A 20,110-nucleotide genomic window follows, 5' to 3' on the forward strand; every position below is an offset into this window, starting at 1 on the left:
AGATTCGAATCAGCTCGCGCTGGTTGCTTGGGCGCTTTCAACCAATTTCTGCAATTCGCCCTGCTGGTAGAGATCGGACATGATGTCTGACCCGCCGACAAACTCACCCTGAATATAGAGCTGGGGAATAGTCGGCCAGTTGGAATACAGCTTGATGCCGTCGCGAATCTGTGGGTCGGCCAGCACGTCCACCGTAAAGAGCTCCTTGACGCCTGACTGCTGCAATAACTGCACCGCACGGGCCGAGAAACCGCACTGCGGCGCCCGTGGATTGCCCTTCATATAAAGCACGACCGGGTGTTTCTGGACCTGTTCCTGAATAAGTTCCTGAATCGTTACCATGGTTATCCTCGCTAAATTGGGGGGTGAATGCGGCGACTAATGGGCTGCTGAGGGACGGAGTTGTTGCGCCTGCTCAGGGGTCATGGTGCGCAGCGAGAGGGCGTGAATTTCCTCGCGCATACGCTCGCCCAGCGCATCATAAACCATTTGATGCTGCTTGATGAGGGAAAGTCCAACAAAGGCAGGAGAAACGACCAGAGCCTCGAAATGGGCGCCGTCGTCTCCCTGGACTTCTACGAGAGCATCGGGAAGATGTTGCTGGATGAGTGATTTGATCGTGCTGGCGTTCATCGTGTGTAGTGTACCGTAAAAAGGCCGCTGAGTGATGTCGCTTTTTATACCCAGCTGCGCCTGGTTGTGCAAGTCGTGACGCGGGGAGCTTACTGGCGCAATTTGTAACCACGGTCCAGCAGGCGCCAGGCGAAAAGACCCGTCACGCCCGCGAAGGTGATGCTGACGCCAAGGCATGTCCACACGCTGACATCAGAATCTGCGAAAAACCCATAGCGAAACCCGTCGATGATGTAGAAAAACGGGTTGATCAGTGATATGTGCTGCAACGCGCCGGGCAGGGATTGCACCGAGTAAAAGACACCGGCAAGAAAAGTCAGCGGCATGATAATGAAGTTCTGGAAACCGGCAATCTGATCGAATTTCTCGGCCCAAAGCCCGGCGATTAGACCCAGTGAACCCATGCCGCTCGCGCCCAGAATGGTAAATATGGCGATCCACAAGGGGTGCAGCAGAGGTATCTGCAGGTAAAGCAGCGCTAGTGCGAGTATCGCAATCCCCACCAGCGCGCCGCGCAGCACCGACGCGGCAACCATGGCAACGAAAATCTCGGTAGGGCTGAGCGGACTGAGCAGCAGAAAAACGATGTTTCCCGTCACCTTGGCTTGAATCAGGCTGGAAGAGCTGTTGGCAAAGGCATTTTGCAAGATCGACATCATCATCAGCCCGGGAACGATGAAGACCGTATAGCGGATGCCTGGGTAGACCGACATATGTCCGCCTAATGCGTGCCCAAAAACCACCAGATAGAGGATGGTGGTGATCAAAGGGGCGGCAATGGTCTGTAGCCACACTTTGCCGAAGCGCAAGGTCTCTTTGTAGAACAGCGTCCAGACCGGCGCGAAGCGGGCGCGTGCAAGGCCCGGGCAGGGGCCAGTCGCGCCCTGATGTAACCCGCTGAAAGGCTCAGGCATCGCTGCTGCGCAGGCCGGACTCAAGGATCTCGACGTAGGCGCCGTCGCGGATGCGACGTTGCCATTCGTCCATGCGCTCGTGGACGATGCGGTTATAGAGCTGCATGCGTGCTGCGGCCATAATTTGTTTCTCTTCAACCGGCTGCTGGCGCTGAGCCTGGGAGTGCAGAATGTAAATCGCATCCCCTTCGCGGATGGGACTACTCACCCCACCAGGTTGCAAAGTGACCAGAGTGCGTTCCAGGCTGTCCGGTAATTGTCCGGGAGCGACCCAGCCCATTTCTCCACCGCTGGCGGCGGTGCTGGTATCCTGGCTATAATTGCGCGCCAGCTCAGAGAAGCGGGCGCCGTTTTGCAGCGCCTGCTGGATATCCTGAGCGCGTGCTTGAGCCTCCTGCAATTGCAGGCTGTTGCCGGCACGCAAGACAATCACGGCCGTTTTGACCTCGGTGACCGTCGGCTGTGCATGTTTGACATCGAGCAACTTGAAAATATGAAACCCAGTGGGTCCCGGGATGACGGGGCTGATTTCGCCGGCCTTCAACTGGAGGAGAATTTGGGTCACTGAGGGCGGGAGCTCCCCCGCCTTGACCCAACCGATGTGTCCGCCCTGCAAGGCGTCGTGGCTGCTGCTGACCTGGGCGGCTAGGCGCGCAAAGCTTTCGCCAGCCATCACCCGATCACGCACCTGTCCGGCTTCATGCCGGGCCGCGCTGACGGCGTCTGGTGTCGGGTTGTCAGACAGCGGGATGAATATCTGCTGCAGATCGAAACTCACGCCACCCATTTCTTTGAGCTGTTGCGCGAAGGTTTTCACCTCGTCGGGGCCAATGTGGACTCGGCTTTCCACTTCCTGCTGCATGAGGCGATCCACAAGAATGCGATCCTTGAGATCGTTGGTAAATTGCTCCCACGACTGCCCTTGATTGGCCAGCGCTTGGCGTAACTGGTCAGAGGTGAGGTGGTTGGCTTGAGCGAGGTTGCTGATGGCTTGGTCCAGCGTGCCTTTGTCAACCTTGATTCCGGCCCGGTGCGCGATTTGCAGCTCGATATCCTGCAGGATCATCTGCTGCAACACCTGGCGGTGCAGGATGTCTTCGGAAGGCATGGCGTTGGGGTCTTGTGTCTGCAGGCGGGCACGCACGGCGCTAACCTGTTGCTCGAGCTGCATGGAGGTGATGATATTATCGTTCACCACAGCAATGATCTTGTCGAGATTCTGGGTGTTTTCGGGTAGCGGCGCCGCTATCGGTGCTTCGGCAGAGTTTTCCGAATAAGTGTGCGTTGTCGTACCAGGTGTCATCATCGGTGCGGTCGGCAGCAGAGTGTCACGGTTGAGAAAGGGCGTAGTCGCCCAAGCCAAAACCGGGGCGGCCCCCAGAACGATGCTCAGGGCGAATAAGATTGGGCGGCGTTTGAGCGACATCAGAACTCCATGCTGGCGCCCGGCACATACTGGCTGAGCAAATCGTTTGAGGCATTGCCGAGACTGGTTAGGCCACGCAATACGATCTCTAGATAAACAACGTTATTGGACTGCCCACCGAGAAGTATCTGATGATAAACCATCATATGGGTAGCCCAGCAGCCGCCATCATAGCCCATCCCTACGAGCTCCTCCAGCGGCTTGTGATCGGTGACATCATACTGATAGCTACCGAGTACCTGCCAGCGCTTGTAGATTGGCCAGGCACCGGAAACGCCGGTTTGATCCACGAAGCCACGGGTAAAACGATAGTCAAGGTTGATGACGCGCTGCGGGCCGGGCAGCCACTGGGCGCGCAGGTTGAGCCGCTCCAGCTTGCGCTGCTGGGCGTTGACCTGTGAATCTGCGAGAAGGTTGATGTCTGGAAGGGGCGCGTATTGCCCCTCAAAAAAATAGTTGGACTGCTGGTTCTGCTGGATGATATCGCCGGCGAGATTGATTTGACGCTGGTTGAAGTAGCGGATCTGGCCGACGGCCGCCTGCCAGAGTTGGCGCCCACTGGGTGTCAGCCAGGTACCGCGCAGCCCTAGTGCTACTTGATTGGCAGCGTTGATGCGATCGTTGCCGGTATAGAGGCTGTTATCCTCAAAAATCATCGGAAAGTTCTGATAGGGCTGACTGGCATCGAAGATAGGGATGCCGCTTTGGGCCTGTAAGGGAATATACGTGTATTTGAACAACGGTTGCAGCAGAGCCGTGCTACCATCAGTGCCATAACGGACGAAATTGAGGCCGCCCTTGAGGCTGAGTGCTGGTAAGGTGCGATTGATGGCGCGCGCGTAAGGGGCATTACGCTGAATCTGATAGTGGCTGTAGTAGAGCCTGGCCTGCGGTTCTAAGAAGCCCCACCCTTGGCTGAAACGCCAGCCGAGGGTGGGGGTGAGGTCAAGGCGTTGACCGACGGGTCCCGCAGAAGCTGAGAAGTAGTTAAAGCTGCTGTGCCAGTCGAAATAGCCGTTGTGCCCCACCCGCCAGTAGCCATCGGCAAACAGATACGGAAGCTGGGAATAGGGCGCAGCGCCGCCAGGCACGAGTTCCTGGTAGGCTTGCAGGGTGGCGCCCGCCCTAATATGCGTGTTGTTGTAGTAGAGTCCCCCGGAGGAGGCAATGTAGGGTGCGTTGCCAATGCCGCCCACGAAACTGCTGCCGAAACCGGCTGCGCCGCCAAAATCCGAAAGGAAGTTTTTGTAGCTGACCTGGTTGTAATCGACGTTGAAGTTGAATCCATCGCCCAGATTCTGGTTATGCTGCCAGGAAATGGCCCAGATATTTTTGTGGGTCAATTGATCAGAGGGGAGCAGGTCCAGATAGAGTTTTCCGCTGTAATTAGGCTCCAGATAGCGGAACTCGTTTTGCAACATCACCCCGCGTCTGGCGAAATAGTTGACGGTGAGAGTATCGTCCATATTACGGGCGATATCGAAATAGTAGGGGATGCCGAGGTAAAAGCCGTTGATGGTAGAGCTTCCCACACTGGGAGCAAGAAATCCGGAGTGCCGCTTCAGCGGAAAACTGAGGTAGGGTGTCCAGAATACGGGTAGCCCAAGGACGTCGATCGTAGTGTTGGTGGTAGAGACGTAGTTGTCATTTTGGTTGAGATCGATGCGGCTGCTCCAGAGTTGCCAGGCCGGTTTTTCGCCATCACAGGTGGTATAGCACGCTTCGTTGAGCTGGTAATGCCCTCTGCTCAGTTCCCTGCCGCTTTCGGCGTGACCATGTCCTTGCTGTGCTTCGAGTAGATAGCGGGGATGGACTACCACCCCCTCGTTGACATGTAAATGGATGGTGGCCTTGGGGGCGGCGGTCACGATGCCGGGACTGACCATGCGCACATGGCCGTCGGCGACGATCTCGTCACGGGCCTGGTCGTAGTGCACGGTATCGGCATAGACTCGACGATCACCATAGAGTACTTCGACATTGCCAGTGGCCGTCCAGTGGCCGCTGCCCAGGCCGTGAACCTGATCCGCATAGAGCGTGACCGGGCGCTCCGCAGCTGCGGCGATGGCCATTCCAGGTACCAGCAATGCACTCAGCAGAGCCAGGCGAAGGCTGGAGCGCGGGGCACGGCGATTTCTTTCCCGGCGGATTGGACGGGGTCGGGATTTTCCGATGCTGTGCAGAGGACTTTTCATAGAGGCCTAAAATCGCACAGAATGCTTTTATGTCGCAATCTTTCCTTGCATCGAATTTCTACACCGCGGCGGCGGGAGACTCTTTGTCACCCACCGCCGCGGACTGGCTCGCGCAGCAGGGCGTGGCGGTGGCGCGGGCGTGCCCCATTCCCGGAGATGCCAGCGGGCGGCGCTATTGGCGTTTGCCGCAGGGCCTGATCTTCATGGATGCCCCGCATCCCGAAGATATCTTGCCCTTTTTGCGGATACAGCACCGTTTTGCCCGCGCCGCTTTGCCGGTACCCCGGGTACTGGCCGTGCAAATGGATCCCGGCTTTGTGTTATTGGAGGATTTGGGGAAAACGGATCTCAGGGCTGTACTGGATGCTGGTGCAGATATTAATCTGTGGATGCAGCGGGCAATGACCCTGATCCTCAATTTGCAGCACGCCGGGCAAGCGCAGACGGCACTCCCTCCTCTGCCATTTTTCTCGCCGGCCCGCCTGAGGGACGAGTTGGCCCTGTTTACGGACTGGTACCTGGGCAGGCATCTTGATTTAATTCTGAGTTCTCCGCAGAGGAAGTCCCTGCAAGCACTCTTTGCTGTGTTACTGGACAATGCCGCAGCGCAGCCGCAGGTCTGGGTCCACCGAGATTTTCACGCGCGCAATCTTATTGTTCAGCGGGACACTGGGATGTTGGCCATGATTGATTTTCAGGATGCCGTGCGCGGGCCATGGACCTATGACTTGGCGTCTCTGCTCTGGGATCGTTACTGGGATTGGGGACGGACGCAAAGGGACGCGTGGGCCCAGAATTTTTTGACGGCGGCGCATCAGGATGGGGCTGCCTTGCCATCGTCCACGGGCTTCTTGCTAAGTGTCGGGCGCATGGCTCTCCAGCGTAATTTGAAGATTCTCGGCATTTTCTGTCGTTTGGCGTACCGGGATGGAAAATCGAGTTATCTTGATTTTCTGCCGCAATTCTGGGCCTATGTCGTGGATGCACTGGATGCTGATTCGCAGTTGCAGCCTTATCAGGAGCTTTTTGCCCCATGGCAACCCCCGTTACCCGTGCGATGATCCTGGCTGCGGGTCGGGGCGAGCGGCTCAGGCCGCTTACCGATCATGTCCCGAAGCCCTTGCTGGAGGTTGCCGGTAAACCCCTAATCGTGCGCCACCTGGATTCGCTGGCCGCGGCGGGCATTCGCGATGTGGTCATCAATGTCGGGCATCTAGGTGATGCGATCATGCAGGCCTTGGGTCAAAATTGGCAGGGACTAAGAATCACTTACAGCGATGAGCGTGCGGCCCGTCTGGAGACGGGCGGCGCTCTTGTTCGCGCCCTCCCTTTATTGGGGCATTGCCCTTTTCTGCTGGTGAATGGCGACATTTGCACGGACTTTCCCTGGGCACAGATCTGTCAGCCTTCCCTTGCGCGTGTGCATCTGGTGCTGGTGCCTAACCCGATGCAGCATCCGCAGGGAGATTTCGCATTGTCTGCCGGTATGGTGGCTTTGACGGGCGAAGAACGTCATACTTACGCAGGTATCGCGCGACTTGACCCGGAGTTGTTGCGGGGCTTTCCCGATCAGTCGGCTCCTCTGGCCCCTTGGTTACGGCAATGGGTTGCTGCGGGTGTGGTGGAGGGGACCTTGTATCAAGGAAAATGGACAGATGTGGGCACGCCAGACCGGTTGTGGGCGGCCCGGCGTGATTGTGCGGAGGCCTCGCATGGACTTTGATTCGGCAGCGGTGAAGGCGGCGATTAGTGTGGATGCCGACTTGCGCTGCCGCTTGCGCCAGGAGTGGGGCTTGCTCATGGATCTGGCGGTCTGGGGAGATCTGCGCAGCGGCCAGATCGGCTTATCAGGCAAATTACACAAACGGGTGCTCGAATTCGGGGAGCGCCTGCGCTCCTATGGAAGTGATCGGAGTTGGATCCCACACCCCCGGGAACAAATCAAGAGCGCCCTGAGCACCAGTCTGCAGACCCGAGAGTCGCTGGAAAAGGTCAGCGAAATTGCAAATCAGCTGAGCGACGGGGTAGACCTTGCCGCCTTACGGGCGGTGTGGGAGGCCATAAGTGCTGCGTTGATGGCGGACATCGTCATGCGTGAAGAGCAATTAGTGCAGTTGTTGAATCAGCAGTATCAGGAAGAAGTGTGATCTAACCCTATTCAGGTTAACCGGCATATTTATGAAAATTGTGTACGCCTTGGTTGTTATTGGCGCTCTTGCGCTCTTCGCCTTGCTCTTATGGTGGGCACGCGGGCAGGTAGGTGATGCTGCAGCCCCTCTTGACAGTACGGGTTGGTATGCCCGGCATCCTGGCGCGCTGGCTGCCGAAAATCTGAAATGCTGGAAATTACTGCAGAACGCTTCATTTGCGAATGTGGACAAGGTCATGACCGCGCATCCCCACTGCCGTACGGTCTATGAAGCTATCCAGAGGCAGAATCCCGCCCATGCGAATTGACGACTGCCGGTGACTGTACTGACCGTAACGCCAGAAAGTCTGCTGGCCACGGGCCGGGATGTGTTGCGCCTGGAGGCGGCGGCGGTGGCGGCATTGGAAGCGCGTCTTGATGCGGATTTTGTGGGAGCTTGCCAGCTCCTGCTGAACGGCCCCGGCCGTATCGTCGTCAGCGGCATGGGTAAGTCCGGGATTATCGCCAAAAAAATCGCAGCGACTTTGGCCAGTACTGGCAGCCCCGCCCTTTTTCTGCATCCCGCTGAAGGCAGCCACGGCGATCTGGGTATGCTCACTCGTCAGGATTGCCTGCTCGCGCTCTCCAACTCCGGGGAGACTGCCGAACTTCTGGCTATTTTGCCGGTGGTCAAACGCCTCGCGGTGCCCTTGATCGCCATGACCGGCAATCCGCAGTCCACCCTGGCGCGCAGTGCCGCCGTACATCTCAACTGCAGTGTGGCGCGAGAGGCCTGCCCGCTCAACCTAGCGCCTACGGCGTCGACGACAGCAACCTTGGCCATGGGTGATGCTCTGGCCATGGCGCTTTTACAGGCGCGCGGTTTTTCGGCAGATGATTTTGCCCTGTCGCATCCCGGTGGCAGCCTCGGCAAACGCCTGCTGCTGCGGGTGCAGGATGTGATGCACCGGGGTGCCAGCCTACCCAAGGTACAGGAGGATACGCCGTTATGCGAAGCAGTCTTGGAAATGAGCAGCAAAGGGCTGGGAATGACGGCAGTGGTGGATGCAGAGGGCCGAGTGCTGGGGATTTTTACCGACGGTGATTTACGCCGTGCCTTCGCGCGGCGCCAGGATATCTGGGAACAGCCCATGGCTGAACTGGCTCATGCCAAACCGGCCACTATTACTGCCGAAGCCCTTGCTGCTGAAGCTCTTGCCTTGATGGAAAATAATCGCATCGGCGTGCTTCTGGTCACCGATGGTGAGGCGCGGCTGATTGGTGCGTTGAATATGCACGATTTGCTGCGCGCAGGCATTGTATGAATGAATTGATGTCGACTGACAGCGACTTGTTGACGCGCGCTGCCGGGGTCCGCCTGCTGATTCTGGACGTGGATGGCGTGTTGACTGATGGCCGCTTATTTTTTGACGATGATGGCAAGGAGAGTAAAGCCTTTCATGTGCGGGATGGTTACGGCATCAAGCTCGTGCAGGAACTAGCTATAGAGGTTGCGATCGTTACCGCGCGCTATTCCCCGGCAGTGGCCCATCGCGCACATGATCTAGGCGTCAAGCGGATTCACCAAGGTTGTCTGGATAAGAGTCTGGCCTACACGGAGCTCAAAATCGCTCTCGACCTGGATGATGCCGAGGTAGCTTATATGGGAGATGATCTTATTGATCTGCCCATTCTTACCCGCGTTGGGCTGGCGACTGCTCCGGCTGATGCGCACCCGGAGGTCGGTTGTCGAGTACACTGGCAGAGCGTGCAACGGGGCGGTCGTGGTGCGGTTCGAGAGCTCTGCGAGCTGATTCTGCAGGCACAGGGGCACTGGCCAGCAGTCATCTCCAGAGCCGTTGGGGCGCTGTCTTGATCACCAGCCCATTCGAGCGCGGGCCATGTCGCGTAAGCTGATGCCGGGTTTCCGCGCCCCCAGTTTGGGTTTGTCTCTGCTGTTGCTTGTCCTCGCGGCGCTGGTGTGGTGGTCCTGGCCACAGCATCCCCTGCCCCAGCCGCCCATTGACTGGCATGGTCAAATCCATAAGGGGGATCAGGCGGCCGAAGACGTGGTCATGCGCCAGTACACGGCAACCGGGAAACTGGATTTGCTGGCCACCGCCCAGACTGCCTATCACGAGCCGGGTGCCGATCAAACCATACTTAGCCAGGTTACCGTTGAGCGGTTCAAGCCGGGACAGCAGACGCACCTGCGTGCCAATCAGGGCATAGTAGATGGTCACAGCCAGTTGATTACCTTATGGGGAAACGTTATTGGCACCCTGCAACCGGACGCCCGCCTGCTCACCGAAAAGGTGCACTATGATGCGCAAACGGGCATTATTACGTCCAAAGAGCCGGTACGGCTGGAACGGGGTCAAGACTGGATGACCGGGGTAGGTCTATGGGCTTCGGTAAAAACCCAAGAGGTGAATATTTTGCATGATGTGCGTGGCATGTATGTCCCATAAGCGATTTTCTCACCGGCGATTCTGGCCTTTCTTGCTCATGGTTGTTTCTGCCACCGCCTCTGCCGCACCGGATGCGGGGCAGGGGCTGGGCAAAGGCCCTATTCAGATTAGCGCCGACGCGTTGCATGGTGAGAACAAACCGCAGCAGCAGGCCGTCTATACCGGGAACGTGGTTATGACCCAAGGTGACGTGCTTGTACATGCCGATAAGCTCACTGTTGTAGCTGCCGGTGGCAAGGTGCAGCAGGCCACGGCGGTGGGGAGCCCGGTTACCTTCACCATGCCCAGTGCCCAGCGCCACGGCTATGGTAACACCCTGATCTATAAACCGGGCAGCGGCGAAATTGTGCTTATCGGTAACGCCCATCTCTGGCAGAAAAAAAACGAGATCAGTGGTCAGCAGGTCACCTATTTCCTGCAGACGCAGAAGACTTCCGTTACTGCGGCCCCGGGTCAGCGGGTACAGTCGATCTTCTACCCCGCAGCGGCGGATCACGCCACCAGCGGTGGGAGGCCATGAACGGCCTGTTGCAGGCGCAATCCCTGTTCAAGTCGTACCGGCGGCGGGCTGTGGTACGCGACGTTTCAGTGCAGGTGGCTGCAGGCGAGGTGGTGGGGCTGCTCGGACCTAATGGAGCGGGGAAAACCACAACCTTTTACATGATGGTCGGATTGGTGCGTCCCGATCGCGGCCATATTTTTCTGCAACAGCGCGATATCACCGCGCTGCCTATGCACGAACGCGCCCGCATGGGGCTGGGTTACCTCCCCCAGGAGCCCTCCGTTTTTCGCCAGATGAGTGCTGCTGACAATGTCCTCGCCGTGTTGGAAACCTTGCCGTTGAGCAAGGTCGAGCGGCAAGAGCGCCTGGAGCAATTGCTCAGTGATCTCCATCTCCATCTGTTGCGTGACACCAAAGGGCATAGTCTTTCCGGTGGTGAGCGGCGGCGGGTGGAAATTGCGAGGGCGCTGGCCATGGGCCCGCGTTTTATTTTGCTGGATGAACCCTTCGCTGGTATCGATCCCATTTCTGTGCTGGAAATTCAACGGCTCATCCAGGATTTGCGTGGGCGTGGCATCGGTATTCTGATTACCGACCATAATGTGCGCGAGACATTAGGCATTTGCGAACGCGCCTATATACTGCATGATGGCAAGGTCTTGACGGCAGGTAGTCCACAGGAAATTGTTGATGATCCCATGGTGCGGCAGGTTTACTTGGGAGACCAGTTTCAAATCTGATTTTTGGAAATTATGAAACAAGGCTTAGAACTCAAGCTCGGCCAGCATCTGGCCATGACCCCGCAACTGCAACAGGCGATTCGTCTGCTGCAGTTGTCTACGCTTGATTTGCAGCAGGAAGTTCAAAGCATGTTGGAAAGTAATCCGTTGCTTGATGAAGAGACGGGAGACGACGGCGGGCCGGTCCCGGAGACGCTTGAGGCTCCTTCCGAAGACCGTCAACTGGATCTGGCGGCTGAGAATACGTTGCCTGACGAATTGCCTGTAGACAGTCAGTGGGATGATGTCTTTGATTTGGGTACGCCAGGCTCTGGCAGCGCTTCTGACGAAGATATGCCAGATTTTGAATCGCGTAACAGCCACAGCCAAAGCTTGCAGGACTATCTCCGCTGGCAGGCTGATATGACGCACTTCAGCCCTGATGAGCGCAACATGGCGGAGTTAATCATTGACGCCATTGATGAGCGCGGTTATCTGGCGGAAAGCCTGGAAGAACTCGCCGTCAATATGAATGTGCAAGAAGATGCGCTGTTGGTCGTGTTGCGGCGCGTGCAAGATTTCGACCCACCGGGCGTTGGCGCACGTGATCTCAGCGAGTGCCTCTTGCTACAGCTAAAACAGATGGTCGAAGGGGATGTTCCCATATTGCTCGCCCAACGGATTGTGAAGGATCATCTGCAGGCACTGGCACGCCACGATTATCCGCGTCTGTGTGCGGCTCTGGGGGTGGATGAGGAGGCATTGCGTGCAGCGATGGCGCTGATTTCCGCACTGAATCCCAAGCCGGGTGAAGACGTGGGTGCGGAGAGCACCGAGTATGTGATCCCCGACGTGATCGTGCGCTGGACGGGTAAGCGCCTGCGCGTAGATCTGAATCCCGAGGCCATGCCAAAATTGCATATCAATCGTCGTTATGCCGGCATGGCAGGTGGGAAAGATGCGGCGCATAAATATATTCAGGATCAGCTCAACGAGGCGCGCTGGTTTATCAAGAGCCTGCAGAGCCGCCAGGACACCATACTGAAGGTGGCGCGGGCCATTGTCGAACGGCAAAAGGATTTTTTTGCCAGCGGGCCTGAATCTATGCGGCCCATGGTCCTGCGTCATATCGCCGAGGCAGTAGAAATGCATGAGTCTACGGTATCGCGGGTCACTAATCAGAAATACATGATTACGCCCCGCGGTCTCTATGAGTTTAAATACTTTTTCTCCAGTCATGTGGGTACTGACAGTGGTGGTTCCGCGTCGGCCACGGCGATTCGCGCGCTACTCATCAAGATGACGCAGGCCGAAAGCGCACGTCATCCCCTGAGCGATGCGGAAATTGCCAGGGTGTTGGCGGATCAGGGTATTCAGATTGCGCGGCGGACCGTGGCCAAGTACCGCGAGGCGGCCAATATTCCTGCTGCGAGCCAGCGTCGTCGTTTGTGAGTGGATGCCGCCGTCAGGGTTTTGTGCCGATGCCGATGGCGCTACACTGGAAGCGGACCCGTAGCGGGACAGGATTTATAACGATCACAGCACTTGGGTAGGAGAGCGCTATGCAAATTACACTTACCGGACAGCACCTGGATTTGACGGATGCCATCAAAAATTATGTCGATGAAAAGATTGGACGCCTTGGTCGTTACTTCGACCATGTCATTAACGCCCAGGTGGTGCTGAAGCACCTCCCTCACGAAAAATTGACCAACGTCGTAGATATTACTGTCAATGCTCCAGGGCACGTCTTCCATGCCGAGGTGCATGATGCCGATATGTACGCAGCTATAGATCTGGTGTCCGACAAACTGGAGGCGCAGGTGCACAGCTACAAGGAAAAGCTGCAGGATCGCCGTAATGATCACCCCGCTGGTTTGGCAACCATTGCTGAAGTCGACTGAATAGCCATGATGATCCCGCCACTTTCCCTGACAAATATTCGTATAGATCCGCCTGTGGCCGATGCTGGTGATGTGCTGCAGTCATTGGCGGAAATCCTGGCAGGGTCTACCGGTCTGTCTGCCGAAGGGATCGCGGCGGCTTTGCAAAGCCGTGAGGCACAGGGGTCGACAGGCATCGGGCATGGAGTGGCTTTGCCCCATGCGCGGTTGGAGGGTGTGAGTCAGGTAGCTGTTGCAGCGCTGCGCACGGCGCAAGGTATTCCATTTGCGGCGCCAGATGGATTGGACGTGCGTATATTTTTGGCGGTAGTGGTGCCCAAAGCGGCTGCGACCGCCCATCTGGAGACGCTCTCTGCATTAGCCGCCAAACTTGCAGTGGACGAGGTACGCGAAGTGCTGATGGAAACCGTGGATCCGCAGGAGCTTTTTCGTTTGTTGACGAGTTCGGCGTAGTTTGTACCACAAAGCAGAAGGGTTGCCGCCATGAGTGCCGGGCAAGGCAGTGCTATTGAACGACAAGTCAGCCTGCGTCGGCTCTATGGGGACCTAAACAGCGAATTGCGCTGGCAGTGTCTGCACCATCCCGAGGAAGACCATCATCTCCGCCGAGATTCCTCGGCGGAAGATGATGTGGGTGGGGCGGCACTGGTTGGGTTTTTCAATTTTATCCGGCCACATGCGGTGCAGATTGCCGGGAGTTGTGAACTAGCCTACCTGCGTGCCCACCCAGAGGCCATTACCCAGTTTCCGCCCCATAGGTTGTGTCTGCTCGTTGTCTGTGAAGGCCAGATACTGGATGATCATCTTTATGAAGATCTGAAAGCCCGGCATATTGCGGTGATGGCGACGCCAATGGGCGCAAAAATAGTGCTGGCGCGGCTGCAACACTACCTGCATCAGGAGCTGGCGCCCCGCCAGCAGGTGCATGGTGTGCTGGTGGATGTGCTCGGGGTCGGATTGCTTTTGCAGGGCGAAGCTGGCATCGGCAAGAGCGAACTAGCGTTGGAACTGGTGAGCCGAGGTCATCGCCTGGTGGCGGATGACAGCGTGCTCTGTATCCGTGAAGCGCCGAATGTGCTGACCGGGCATTGCCCTGCCCCGCTGCGTAATTTTTTGGAAGTACGTGGTCTGGGTATTATTAATATCCGGGAGTTCTTCGGCGCCGCTGCTATCGTACGTTCCAAACGTATCCGGCTGGTCGTTGAAATCCAGGATATGCGCGATATGGAAATGGCGGATATCGATCGCTTGCAAGGCAAGGTGGATCACTTGGATATTCTCGGAACCCAATTGCCCCGACTATGCATGCCTGTTTCAGCGGTGCGTAATCTGGCCGTACTGGTCGAGGCGGCGGCACGCAGCCAGTATGTTAAGGAGTCCGGTGGAGATATGCTCGCGGATTTTGAGGCGCAGGTACGCTTGAGTGTCGGGGAAGAATGATGGCGGAGCGGGACTTTATTATCGTCAGTGGTCTATCCGGTTCAGGAAAATCTACCGTCCTGCAAGCACTGGAAGACCAAGGTTATTACTGCGTCGATAATCTGCCTGCGACCTTGTTGGTGGAGTTCGGGGCCCAACTGGCGCGGCGGGATGCCAGCTCCATGCTCGCCGCCGTGAGTATTGACGTGCGCAACCGCGAGTTTCTTGCAGCTCTGCCACAGGCGCTGGCCGAGCTGCGCGAGCGTTACGCTTTGCGCCCGCGCATCCTTTTTCTGGAAGCGGATGAGGGTACCTTGTTGCGCCGTTTCAGTGAAACTCGCCGCCGTCATCCCCTCACCGATGACCTCGCAGCAGCCTTGGGCGAATCGCTGCTCACGGTGTTGCGGCGTGAACGCGAGATGGTCCAACCTCTTGCCGATGTGGCTGACAAGCGCCTCGACACTTCTCAGATCAATACCCACCAGTTGCGTTTGCGGGTGCAGGCCTGGAGTCTGGCGTCGCATCATTACAGCGGCTTGGTCTTGCTGTTGCAGTCTTTTGCCTTCAAAAAAGGTCTGCCTTTGGATTCCGACTTCGTTTTTGATCTGCGCGCACTGCCCAATCCCCATTATAATCCCGAACTCCGCACTCTGACGGGGCGTGACACACCGGTGCGAGATTTTCTGGAGAAATCTCCAGAGATGGGCCGTGCCTTCAATTCTTTGCGCAGCTTCCTGCAGGCATGGCTGGCGCCTTTTGCGCAAGAGCACCGTAACTATGTGACGGTTTCTCTGGGTTGTACCGGGGGGCAGCATCGCAGCGTATATATGGTGGAGGCATTGGCGCAAATTCTTGCCGAAGAAGGGCAGCGTGTCCTGGTCCAGCATCGGGAACTGGGTATTACCGAGACGCTGACATGATTACCATCGTGCTCCTCACTCATGCGGGACTGGGTGAGGCCTTCGCGGCTGCGCTCCGGCATATTTTCGGAGTTCTGCCGCCCGCCTTGGAGGTGCTGGAAATTTTGCCTGATCAAACTCCGGAGGAGGGCCGTCGGCGTTTGTGGAATGTGTTAGAAAAAACGGGTAACGGTGATGCCATATTGATTCTGAATGATCTCTATGGCGCTACTCCCGCTAATCTCATTCCGGCCATTCTTCCAGAAGGTCGGGTAGCTGCGGTGAGCGGCCTTAATCTGGCGATGCTTCTGCGCGCCTTGTCGCGGCGTGGTGAAGGACTGGCGGCAGCACGGCAGGGTGCTCTGGAAGGGGGCATCCAGGGTGTCGTCGATATTCTCGAACAGCGACCGTCACTATGCTCCGAGGATATTTGAGTGATTTTTGTACATGAGAAGAGAGGCAAGTGCCAGTGACCCTGCGCGTAGACTATCCCATTATCAACCAACTCGGTTTGCATGCGCGACCCTCGGCCAAATTTGTCAGCCTCTCGGTGCGCTATCCCTGCGCGGTCTGGTTGGTGCGTAATGGTCAGCGGGTCAATGGTAAGAGCATCATGGGGCTAATGACCCTTGCCGCGGCGCAGGGGACTATTCTGACCCTGGAAACGGATGGTGAGGGTGAGCGGGCTTGTGCGGATGCCTTGCTCGCCCTTGCGGCGGACTGTTTTGGGGAAGAATCATGAGTTTTGAACTGGCGGGGATTGGTGCCTCCGGCGGCATTGCTATCGGCAGGGCGCTGGTACTTGAGCCCACCACCCTCGATATTCCTGAGCATTTACTGCTGCCTGAAGCCGTAGAACCGGAAGTGTTGCGCCTGCGTGCGGCCTTGAGCAGCGCCCGGGATGAGTTGTTCTCGGTGCGCGACGCGATCCCGAGCGATGCCCCGCAAGATACCCGTCTTTTTATTGATGCGCACTTGTTGATGCTTGATGATCCGGCGCTGCGCGAGCGGCCTCTGCGGTCTATTCGTGATGAACATCGCAATGCAGCATGGGCTATCCATTTGGAGCGGGAGCGGTTGCTGGAGATTTTTGACCGCATGGAAGACGCGTATTTGCGCGCCAAGCGGGAAGATATTATTCAGGTGATAGACCGGGTTTTGCGTCATCTCATTGGTGTAAAGACCCCCGCCCTGCAGAGCGCCGAGGGCCAGATCATCATCGCCGAAGATCTGACGCCAGCGGACACGGTGTTGATGAAAAAAGACAAGGTGCTCGCCTGGGTAACTGACTTTGGTGCGGCGAACTCCCACTCCGCTATTCTTGCCAGAAGCCTCGGCCTTCCGGCCGTGGTCGGCACGCACTCGGCGACGCGCCTGCTGCGCAGTGGTGATGTGGTGATTGTCGATGGGGACCAGGGTATTCTGCTGGTTGCGCCGGATGCCCTGATACTGCAGCAATATCAAGTGTTGCAGGAGCAGCGGCAGCGGCGCCGACGGCTCCTGGAAGAGCAGCGCGATTTGCCCGCGATAACCGCCGACGGGGTGCGCATTCATCTGCGCGCTAATATTGAATTGCCGGATGATATTGATATGGTGCGGCGCATGAATGCGGATGGTGTCGGCCTTTATCGCAGCGAGTTTCTTTTCATGAATCGCCCGGACATCCCGGATGAGGAAGAGCAGTTCCACGCCTTTGCCCGAGTGGTAGAGCAGATGGCTGGGGCACCAGTGACCATTCGCTCGCTCGACATTGGCGCCGACAAGGGCCTGCGTGATGACGATGCCGGGCTCCATGCGGCGCTCAATCCGGCCCTTGGCTTGCGTGGGCTACGTCTTTGTCTGCGGCGTCCGGAGTGGTTCCGGCCGCACCTGCGCGCCATTCTTCGCGCTTCGGCACTGGGGCCGGTACGGCTGATGCTGCCCATGCTCAGCAGTATGGGGCAATTACTGCAAACCCGGGCGCTGGTCAGTGAGTTGCAGGCAGAATTGCGTGCCGAAGGACATGGCTGTGACCCGGATATGCCAATGGGGATTATGGTGGAAGTGCCTGCCGTGGCGATGGCCGCACACTACTTTGCTGGGCGAGCCGATTTTTTCTCCATCGGCACTAACGATCTGATTCAGTACGCGCTGGCAGTGGATCGCGGTGATGATGACGTCAACGATCTCTTTGACCCCCTGCACGCCGGGGTGTTGGCGATGATTCAATACACCATCACCGCCGGTCATGCACGGGACATCCCGGTAGCTATGTGCGGCGAGATGGCCGCGAACCCGGCCTTTACAGCGCTGCTGCTGGGATTGGGGCTGCGTGAATTCAGCATGTATCCCGGCGCCATTCCCGAGGTCAAGGAAGTGATTCGGCAGACCACCATCGCGGATGCTGAGGCGCTGGCTGCCCACGCACTGTCCGGAGAAATGCCGGTGTTGAGCGGGGGCGGACATAGTTAGGCTGAGCCTGCGCAGGATTACGGCGTCTGTTGTCGTCGCGTTAATTTCCATCGTTTCGGCGACTATGCTGTTTTGGCTCGTGGGTGGTCCTCGCTACGTGTTAGAGGGGGTCCTGGCTGCCCGCTTGCAGCGGCAGGTGCATCTCGCCGCCAACCCGGATTGGCATTGGGGAAAACAAGAATTGTGGTTCACGTTACCAGGTCTGCGCATTGGTCCGGCGGCCCACCCTCAGCTCAGCGCAAGTCGAATTATGGTGGCATTAGACTGGCGCTTGCTCCTGCACGGCCAGGTGCAACTCCAACAAATTGTACTCGATGCGCCCATGTTTAACGCGCCGTGGAAAGGCGCCGCTAACGCGGGCGCTGCGCTTTCCCTGCCGGGCCGGATGATAGTGCGCGACGGCACGCTACGCTGGCGCGGTGTGACCGGACATACCCTGTCCCTAACGGCCGTGAATGGACAGGTGCTGGCGCAGGGACCCAGTCAGTTGGCGGGTGACTGGCACTGGCAAGGGAAAGACGGGCGCTGGCATTGGGCGGCCGAGATGGGGCCGGCGCCTGCGCTGTTCGCGCGGAACATTTCTTTGCGGGTGGGTACAACGGATGATCCGACGCTGCTGCAGGTGGTTATTCCGACGTTCCTGAGCGCGGCAAAGGGCATGGTCTTGCCGACGTTGCGCGCCCGCTGGCAAGCGCGTGGGCAAGATCCGGCACAGTTGCGCTTGCAGGCGCTACGTCTGAACATGAGGCAAAGCCAGCTTGTGGTGCAGGATGGCGCGCTGACAGCGGGGGATGATCTGGCACTTCAAGTCCAAACAGGGGGTTTTGACTGGAAGACGTTGCAGGGCCATCTGGCCTATCAGATTACCATCCGGCGTTTGCCCCAGTTGGCCGCCCGCTGGGGGCTGTCTCTGCCGAAGTGGACAGACCCTAATGCTTTGCAACGATTGACGTCGAAGGGCACAGTCCAGTTAGACAATTCCCATTTCCAGTGGGCTGTCACCCAAGGCGAGTTGGATGACAGCGCCTGGACGGGCAAAATATTCGGGACCTGGAGCCCGCTGGCTATTCACGTCAATCTGCACGTGGCGCAGCTCAATCTCGGTCGCTATCTGCCTGCTCCCCAACCCGGCAAAGCGGCGCCGCTTCCTGCAGTACCGCCGCAGTGGCCAGTGACTGGTGAAATCCACGTCGCAAAGCTGCTTTGGGGCAAAATGAGCGCCCGCGATCTGGTTATTCACAGCACAGCCTCCAAGGCGCAGCCATGATCCTCATCGCCGAAGCCCTGTTGGACTGGTACGCTCGCCACGGGCGCCACGACCTGCCGTGGCGCCAGACCCGTGATCCCTATCGCCTCTGGCTTGCAGAAATCATGTTGCAGCAAACCCAGGTGGAGAGCGCCAAACCATATTACGACCGCTTTCTGCAAGCCTTGCCGAACTGGCAGGTACTGGCAGCGGCGCCGCAGGATCAGGTGCTCGCTCTGTGGAGCGGGCTCGGTTATTACGCCCGAGCCCGCAACGCCCAACGCGCGGCGCAGCAGGTGGTCACGGCCTTCGGCGGCCACTTTCCCGATACCCTCGAAGATGCCGTCACCCTGCCGGGAGTGGGCCGCAGTACTGCGGCGGCGGTGCTCGCCAGCGCCTATGGGCAAAGACAGGCCATCCTCGACGCCAATGCCCGGCGTGTGCTCATCCGTAGCCATGCCATAGATGCTGATCCGAAGGCCGCTGCGACGCAGCAGTGGCTTTGGACATTGGCCAGCGCCCTTACTCCGGAGGACGCCCATGGCTACAATCAGGCCATTCAAGACCTCGGTGCCATGATCTGCACCCCACGCCAGCCGTGTTGCCCAAATTGCCCTTTGGCTAGCCGTTGTATGGCCCATGCCCAAGGACGCAGTCATGCTCTACCCGTAACAGTTAACCGGCCCCTAAAACCGCAGCGCTGCGCCTTTTTTCTCCTGGTCGCGGATATGGAAGGGCGGATATTGCTGGAAAAGCGGCCGGATTCCGGCATCTGGGGCGGACTCTGGTGCCTACCGCAGGCGGCGCCCGATGGCTACGAATTCTCCATTCTTTGCAAGGATACCCTTCATCCGCTGGAAGACACCCCCGCCGTGCGGCAATTTTTGCAGGAGGCATGGTCGCGTCGTTTGCGGCTGGATCTCCAGTTGGTGGCGCTGGAGAAAGAGCAGCAACATGTTTTTACCCACTTCCAGTTGCGTTTTCGCTGTGCGCATGCGCGCGTTTTGGACAGCGCTGTGGCGGATTCGGCAGCCACTCTGCGCTGGTATCGCCCCGCAGACGCTCTGGCACAAGGCTTGCCCACGCCCATTCGACGGATTCTAGGGAATCTCGGCGGCGGTCGCTGATCCTCCATTTTGCTATGTGTGCCGCCAAGTTAAGCAGCCATGCCGTGCGGCTTATTCCTGAGCGGCGAGTTCAGGT

The 20,110-nt window shown here is 58.0% G+C and carries 24 protein-coding genes; 19 read left to right on the forward strand and 5 right to left on the reverse strand.

From position 1 onward, the window contains the following. Nucleotides 1–9: 9 nt before the first annotated feature. The 5 genes from grxD to M0P56_RS10160 form a co-directional block, all read right to left on the reverse strand. The gene (gene grxD / locus M0P56_RS10140) at nt 10–342 is read right to left on the reverse strand and encodes a Grx4 family monothiol glutaredoxin (RefSeq protein WP_291509910.1); all 333 of its coding nucleotides are present in this window, start codon (nt 340–342) and stop codon (nt 10–12) included. Nucleotides 343–378: 36 nt separating this feature from the next. After that, nucleotides 379–633 carry a BolA/IbaG family iron-sulfur metabolism protein gene (locus M0P56_RS10145; protein ID WP_291509911.1) on the reverse strand — a complete coding sequence of 85 codons (255 nt, stop codon included), beginning with the start codon at nt 631–633 and terminating at the stop codon, nt 379–381. 89 nt (nt 634–722) lie between these two features. Beyond that, complete coding sequence (locus tag M0P56_RS10150) at nt 723–1,547, reverse strand: ABC transporter permease (RefSeq protein WP_291509912.1); 825 nt, start codon at nt 1,545–1,547, stop codon at nt 723–725. Beyond that, complete coding sequence (locus M0P56_RS10155) at nt 1,540–2,973, reverse strand: peptidylprolyl isomerase (RefSeq protein ID WP_291509913.1); 1,434 nt, start codon at nt 2,971–2,973, stop codon at nt 1,540–1,542. The genes M0P56_RS10150 and M0P56_RS10155 overlap by 8 nt, the downstream gene beginning before the upstream one ends. Then, nucleotides 2,973–5,045 carry an LPS assembly protein LptD gene (locus M0P56_RS10160; RefSeq protein ID WP_291509914.1) on the reverse strand — a complete coding sequence of 691 codons (2,073 nt, stop codon included), beginning with the start codon at nt 5,043–5,045 and terminating at the stop codon, nt 2,973–2,975. Before M0P56_RS10160 ends, M0P56_RS10155 begins: the two co-directional genes overlap by 1 nt. Before the next feature lie 152 nt (nt 5,046–5,197). On the opposite strand from M0P56_RS10160, the gene M0P56_RS10165 reads away from it, so the two are divergent. The 19 genes from M0P56_RS10165 (at nt 5,198) to mutY (ending at nt 20,034) form a co-directional block, all read left to right on the forward strand. Beyond that, the gene (locus M0P56_RS10165; protein WP_291509915.1) at nt 5,198–6,229 is read left to right on the forward strand and encodes a phosphotransferase; all 1,032 of its coding nucleotides are present in this window, start codon (nt 5,198–5,200) and stop codon (nt 6,227–6,229) included. Then, a complete protein-coding gene (murU, locus tag M0P56_RS10170) occupies nt 6,202–6,891 on the forward strand; it encodes an N-acetylmuramate alpha-1-phosphate uridylyltransferase MurU (protein WP_291509916.1) in 690 nt (229 codons plus the stop codon). The genes M0P56_RS10165 and murU overlap by 28 nt, the downstream gene beginning before the upstream one ends. Next, on the forward strand, nt 6,881–7,315 hold the full coding sequence (locus M0P56_RS10175) for a hypothetical protein (protein WP_291509917.1): 435 nt from the start codon (nt 6,881–6,883) through the stop codon (nt 7,313–7,315). Before murU ends, M0P56_RS10175 begins: the two co-directional genes overlap by 11 nt. A 31-nt stretch (nt 7,316–7,346) precedes the next feature. Beyond that, nucleotides 7,347–7,625, forward strand: coding sequence for a hypothetical protein (locus M0P56_RS10180; protein ID WP_291509918.1), 279 nt, complete (start codon nt 7,347–7,349; stop codon nt 7,623–7,625). Between the two features lie 9 nt (nt 7,626–7,634). Then, complete coding sequence (locus M0P56_RS10185) at nt 7,635–8,621, forward strand: SIS domain-containing protein (RefSeq protein WP_291509919.1); 987 nt, start codon at nt 7,635–7,637, stop codon at nt 8,619–8,621. 8 nt (nt 8,622–8,629) lie between these two features. Further along, nucleotides 8,630–9,172 (forward strand): phenylphosphate carboxylase subunit delta, encoded by a 543-nt coding sequence (locus tag M0P56_RS10190; protein WP_291509920.1) that lies wholly within the window; start codon nt 8,630–8,632, stop codon nt 9,170–9,172. A gap of 25 nt (nt 9,173–9,197) precedes the next feature. Continuing rightward, on the forward strand, nt 9,198–9,767 hold the full coding sequence (gene lptC / locus M0P56_RS10195) for an LPS export ABC transporter periplasmic protein LptC (RefSeq protein ID WP_291509921.1): 570 nt from the start codon (nt 9,198–9,200) through the stop codon (nt 9,765–9,767). Beyond that, entirely contained in the window at nt 9,757–10,287 is a 531-nt protein-coding gene (lptA, locus tag M0P56_RS10200; protein WP_291509922.1) for a lipopolysaccharide transport periplasmic protein LptA, read from the forward strand. The genes lptC and lptA overlap by 11 nt, the downstream gene beginning before the upstream one ends. Continuing rightward, nucleotides 10,284–11,009: an LPS export ABC transporter ATP-binding protein gene (gene lptB, locus M0P56_RS10205; protein WP_291509923.1), complete on the forward strand. Its 726-nt coding sequence runs from the start codon at nt 10,284–10,286 to the stop codon at nt 11,007–11,009. The genes lptA and lptB overlap by 4 nt, the downstream gene beginning before the upstream one ends. A 12-nt stretch (nt 11,010–11,021) precedes the next feature. Next, nucleotides 11,022–12,440, forward strand: a complete 1,419-nt coding sequence (locus M0P56_RS10210; protein WP_291509924.1) for an RNA polymerase factor sigma-54 — start codon at nt 11,022–11,024, stop codon at nt 12,438–12,440. A 110-nt stretch (nt 12,441–12,550) separates the two neighbouring features. Then, nucleotides 12,551–12,892, forward strand: coding sequence for a ribosome-associated translation inhibitor RaiA (raiA, locus tag M0P56_RS10215; protein ID WP_291509925.1), 342 nt, complete (start codon nt 12,551–12,553; stop codon nt 12,890–12,892). A gap of 6 nt (nt 12,893–12,898) precedes the next feature. Next, on the forward strand, nt 12,899–13,345 hold the full coding sequence (locus M0P56_RS10220; RefSeq protein WP_291509926.1) for a PTS sugar transporter subunit IIA: 447 nt from the start codon (nt 12,899–12,901) through the stop codon (nt 13,343–13,345). Nucleotides 13,346–13,375: 30 nt separating this feature from the next. Continuing rightward, a complete protein-coding gene (gene hprK, locus M0P56_RS10225; RefSeq protein WP_291509927.1) occupies nt 13,376–14,332 on the forward strand; it encodes an HPr(Ser) kinase/phosphatase in 957 nt (318 codons plus the stop codon). Then, nucleotides 14,332–15,231: an RNase adapter RapZ gene (gene rapZ / locus M0P56_RS10230; protein WP_291510159.1), complete on the forward strand. Its 900-nt coding sequence runs from the start codon at nt 14,332–14,334 to the stop codon at nt 15,229–15,231. The genes hprK and rapZ overlap by 1 nt, the downstream gene beginning before the upstream one ends. After that, complete coding sequence (locus tag M0P56_RS10235; protein ID WP_291509928.1) at nt 15,228–15,644, forward strand: PTS sugar transporter subunit IIA; 417 nt, start codon at nt 15,228–15,230, stop codon at nt 15,642–15,644. Before rapZ ends, M0P56_RS10235 begins: the two co-directional genes overlap by 4 nt. Nucleotides 15,645–15,679: 35 nt before the next feature. After that, nucleotides 15,680–15,952, forward strand: coding sequence for an HPr family phosphocarrier protein (locus M0P56_RS10240; RefSeq protein ID WP_291509929.1), 273 nt, complete (start codon nt 15,680–15,682; stop codon nt 15,950–15,952). After that, the gene (gene ptsP / locus M0P56_RS10245) at nt 15,949–17,661 is read left to right on the forward strand and encodes a phosphoenolpyruvate--protein phosphotransferase (protein WP_291509930.1); all 1,713 of its coding nucleotides are present in this window, start codon (nt 15,949–15,951) and stop codon (nt 17,659–17,661) included. The genes M0P56_RS10240 and ptsP overlap by 4 nt, the downstream gene beginning before the upstream one ends. A 97-nt stretch (nt 17,662–17,758) precedes the next feature. Beyond that, entirely contained in the window at nt 17,759–18,928 is a 1,170-nt protein-coding gene (locus tag M0P56_RS10250; protein WP_291509931.1) for a hypothetical protein, read from the forward strand. Next, nucleotides 18,925–20,034 carry an A/G-specific adenine glycosylase gene (gene mutY / locus M0P56_RS10255; RefSeq protein ID WP_291509932.1) on the forward strand — a complete coding sequence of 370 codons (1,110 nt, stop codon included), beginning with the start codon at nt 18,925–18,927 and terminating at the stop codon, nt 20,032–20,034. The genes M0P56_RS10250 and mutY overlap by 4 nt, the downstream gene beginning before the upstream one ends. Nucleotides 20,035–20,110: the final 76 nt, after the last annotated feature.

Origin of the sequence: Acidithiobacillus sp. (genome assembly GCF_023229925.1) — a bacterium.
Taxonomy (GTDB): domain Bacteria; phylum Pseudomonadota; class Gammaproteobacteria; order Acidithiobacillales; family Acidithiobacillaceae; genus Acidithiobacillus.

Bases quoted from the DNA above. Each gene is read 5' to 3' on its own strand.
- lptC (WP_291509921.1), top strand. From the start codon at position 9,198: ATGTCGCGTAAGCTGATGCCGGGTTTCCGCGCCCCCAGTTTGGGTTTG.
- lptB (WP_291509923.1), top strand. From the start codon at position 10,284: ATGAACGGCCTGTTGCAGGCGCAATCCCTGTTCAAGTCGTACCGGCGG.
- M0P56_RS10160 (WP_291509914.1), bottom strand. From the start codon at position 5,045: ATGGCCATCGCCGCAGCTGCGGAGCGCCCGGTCACGCTCTATGCGGAT.
- murU (WP_291509916.1), top strand. From the start codon at position 6,202: ATGGCAACCCCCGTTACCCGTGCGATGATCCTGGCTGCGGGTCGGGGC.
- raiA (WP_291509925.1), top strand. From the start codon at position 12,551: ATGCAAATTACACTTACCGGACAGCACCTGGATTTGACGGATGCCATC.
- M0P56_RS10165 (WP_291509915.1), top strand. From the start codon at position 5,198: ATGTCGCAATCTTTCCTTGCATCGAATTTCTACACCGCGGCGGCGGGA.
- M0P56_RS10180 (WP_291509918.1), top strand. From the start codon at position 7,347: ATGAAAATTGTGTACGCCTTGGTTGTTATTGGCGCTCTTGCGCTCTTC.
- M0P56_RS10190 (WP_291509920.1), top strand. From the start codon at position 8,630: ATGTCGACTGACAGCGACTTGTTGACGCGCGCTGCCGGGGTCCGCCTG.
- M0P56_RS10235 (WP_291509928.1), top strand. From the start codon at position 15,228: ATGATTACCATCGTGCTCCTCACTCATGCGGGACTGGGTGAGGCCTTC.
- lptA (WP_291509922.1), top strand. From the start codon at position 9,757: ATGTCCCATAAGCGATTTTCTCACCGGCGATTCTGGCCTTTCTTGCTC.
- M0P56_RS10220 (WP_291509926.1), top strand. From the start codon at position 12,899: ATGATGATCCCGCCACTTTCCCTGACAAATATTCGTATAGATCCGCCT.
- mutY (WP_291509932.1), top strand. From the start codon at position 18,925: ATGATCCTCATCGCCGAAGCCCTGTTGGACTGGTACGCTCGCCACGGG.
- M0P56_RS10145 (WP_291509911.1), bottom strand. From the start codon at position 633: ATGAACGCCAGCACGATCAAATCACTCATCCAGCAACATCTTCCCGAT.
- ptsP (WP_291509930.1), top strand. From the start codon at position 15,949: ATGAGTTTTGAACTGGCGGGGATTGGTGCCTCCGGCGGCATTGCTATC.
- M0P56_RS10150 (WP_291509912.1), bottom strand. From the start codon at position 1,547: ATGCCTGAGCCTTTCAGCGGGTTACATCAGGGCGCGACTGGCCCCTGC.
- M0P56_RS10155 (WP_291509913.1), bottom strand. From the start codon at position 2,973: ATGTCGCTCAAACGCCGCCCAATCTTATTCGCCCTGAGCATCGTTCTG.
- M0P56_RS10175 (WP_291509917.1), top strand. From the start codon at position 6,881: ATGGACTTTGATTCGGCAGCGGTGAAGGCGGCGATTAGTGTGGATGCC.
- M0P56_RS10210 (WP_291509924.1), top strand. From the start codon at position 11,022: ATGAAACAAGGCTTAGAACTCAAGCTCGGCCAGCATCTGGCCATGACC.
- rapZ (WP_291510159.1), top strand. From the start codon at position 14,332: ATGGCGGAGCGGGACTTTATTATCGTCAGTGGTCTATCCGGTTCAGGA.
- grxD (WP_291509910.1), bottom strand. From the start codon at position 342: ATGGTAACGATTCAGGAACTTATTCAGGAACAGGTCCAGAAACACCCG.
- hprK (WP_291509927.1), top strand. From the start codon at position 13,376: ATGAGTGCCGGGCAAGGCAGTGCTATTGAACGACAAGTCAGCCTGCGT.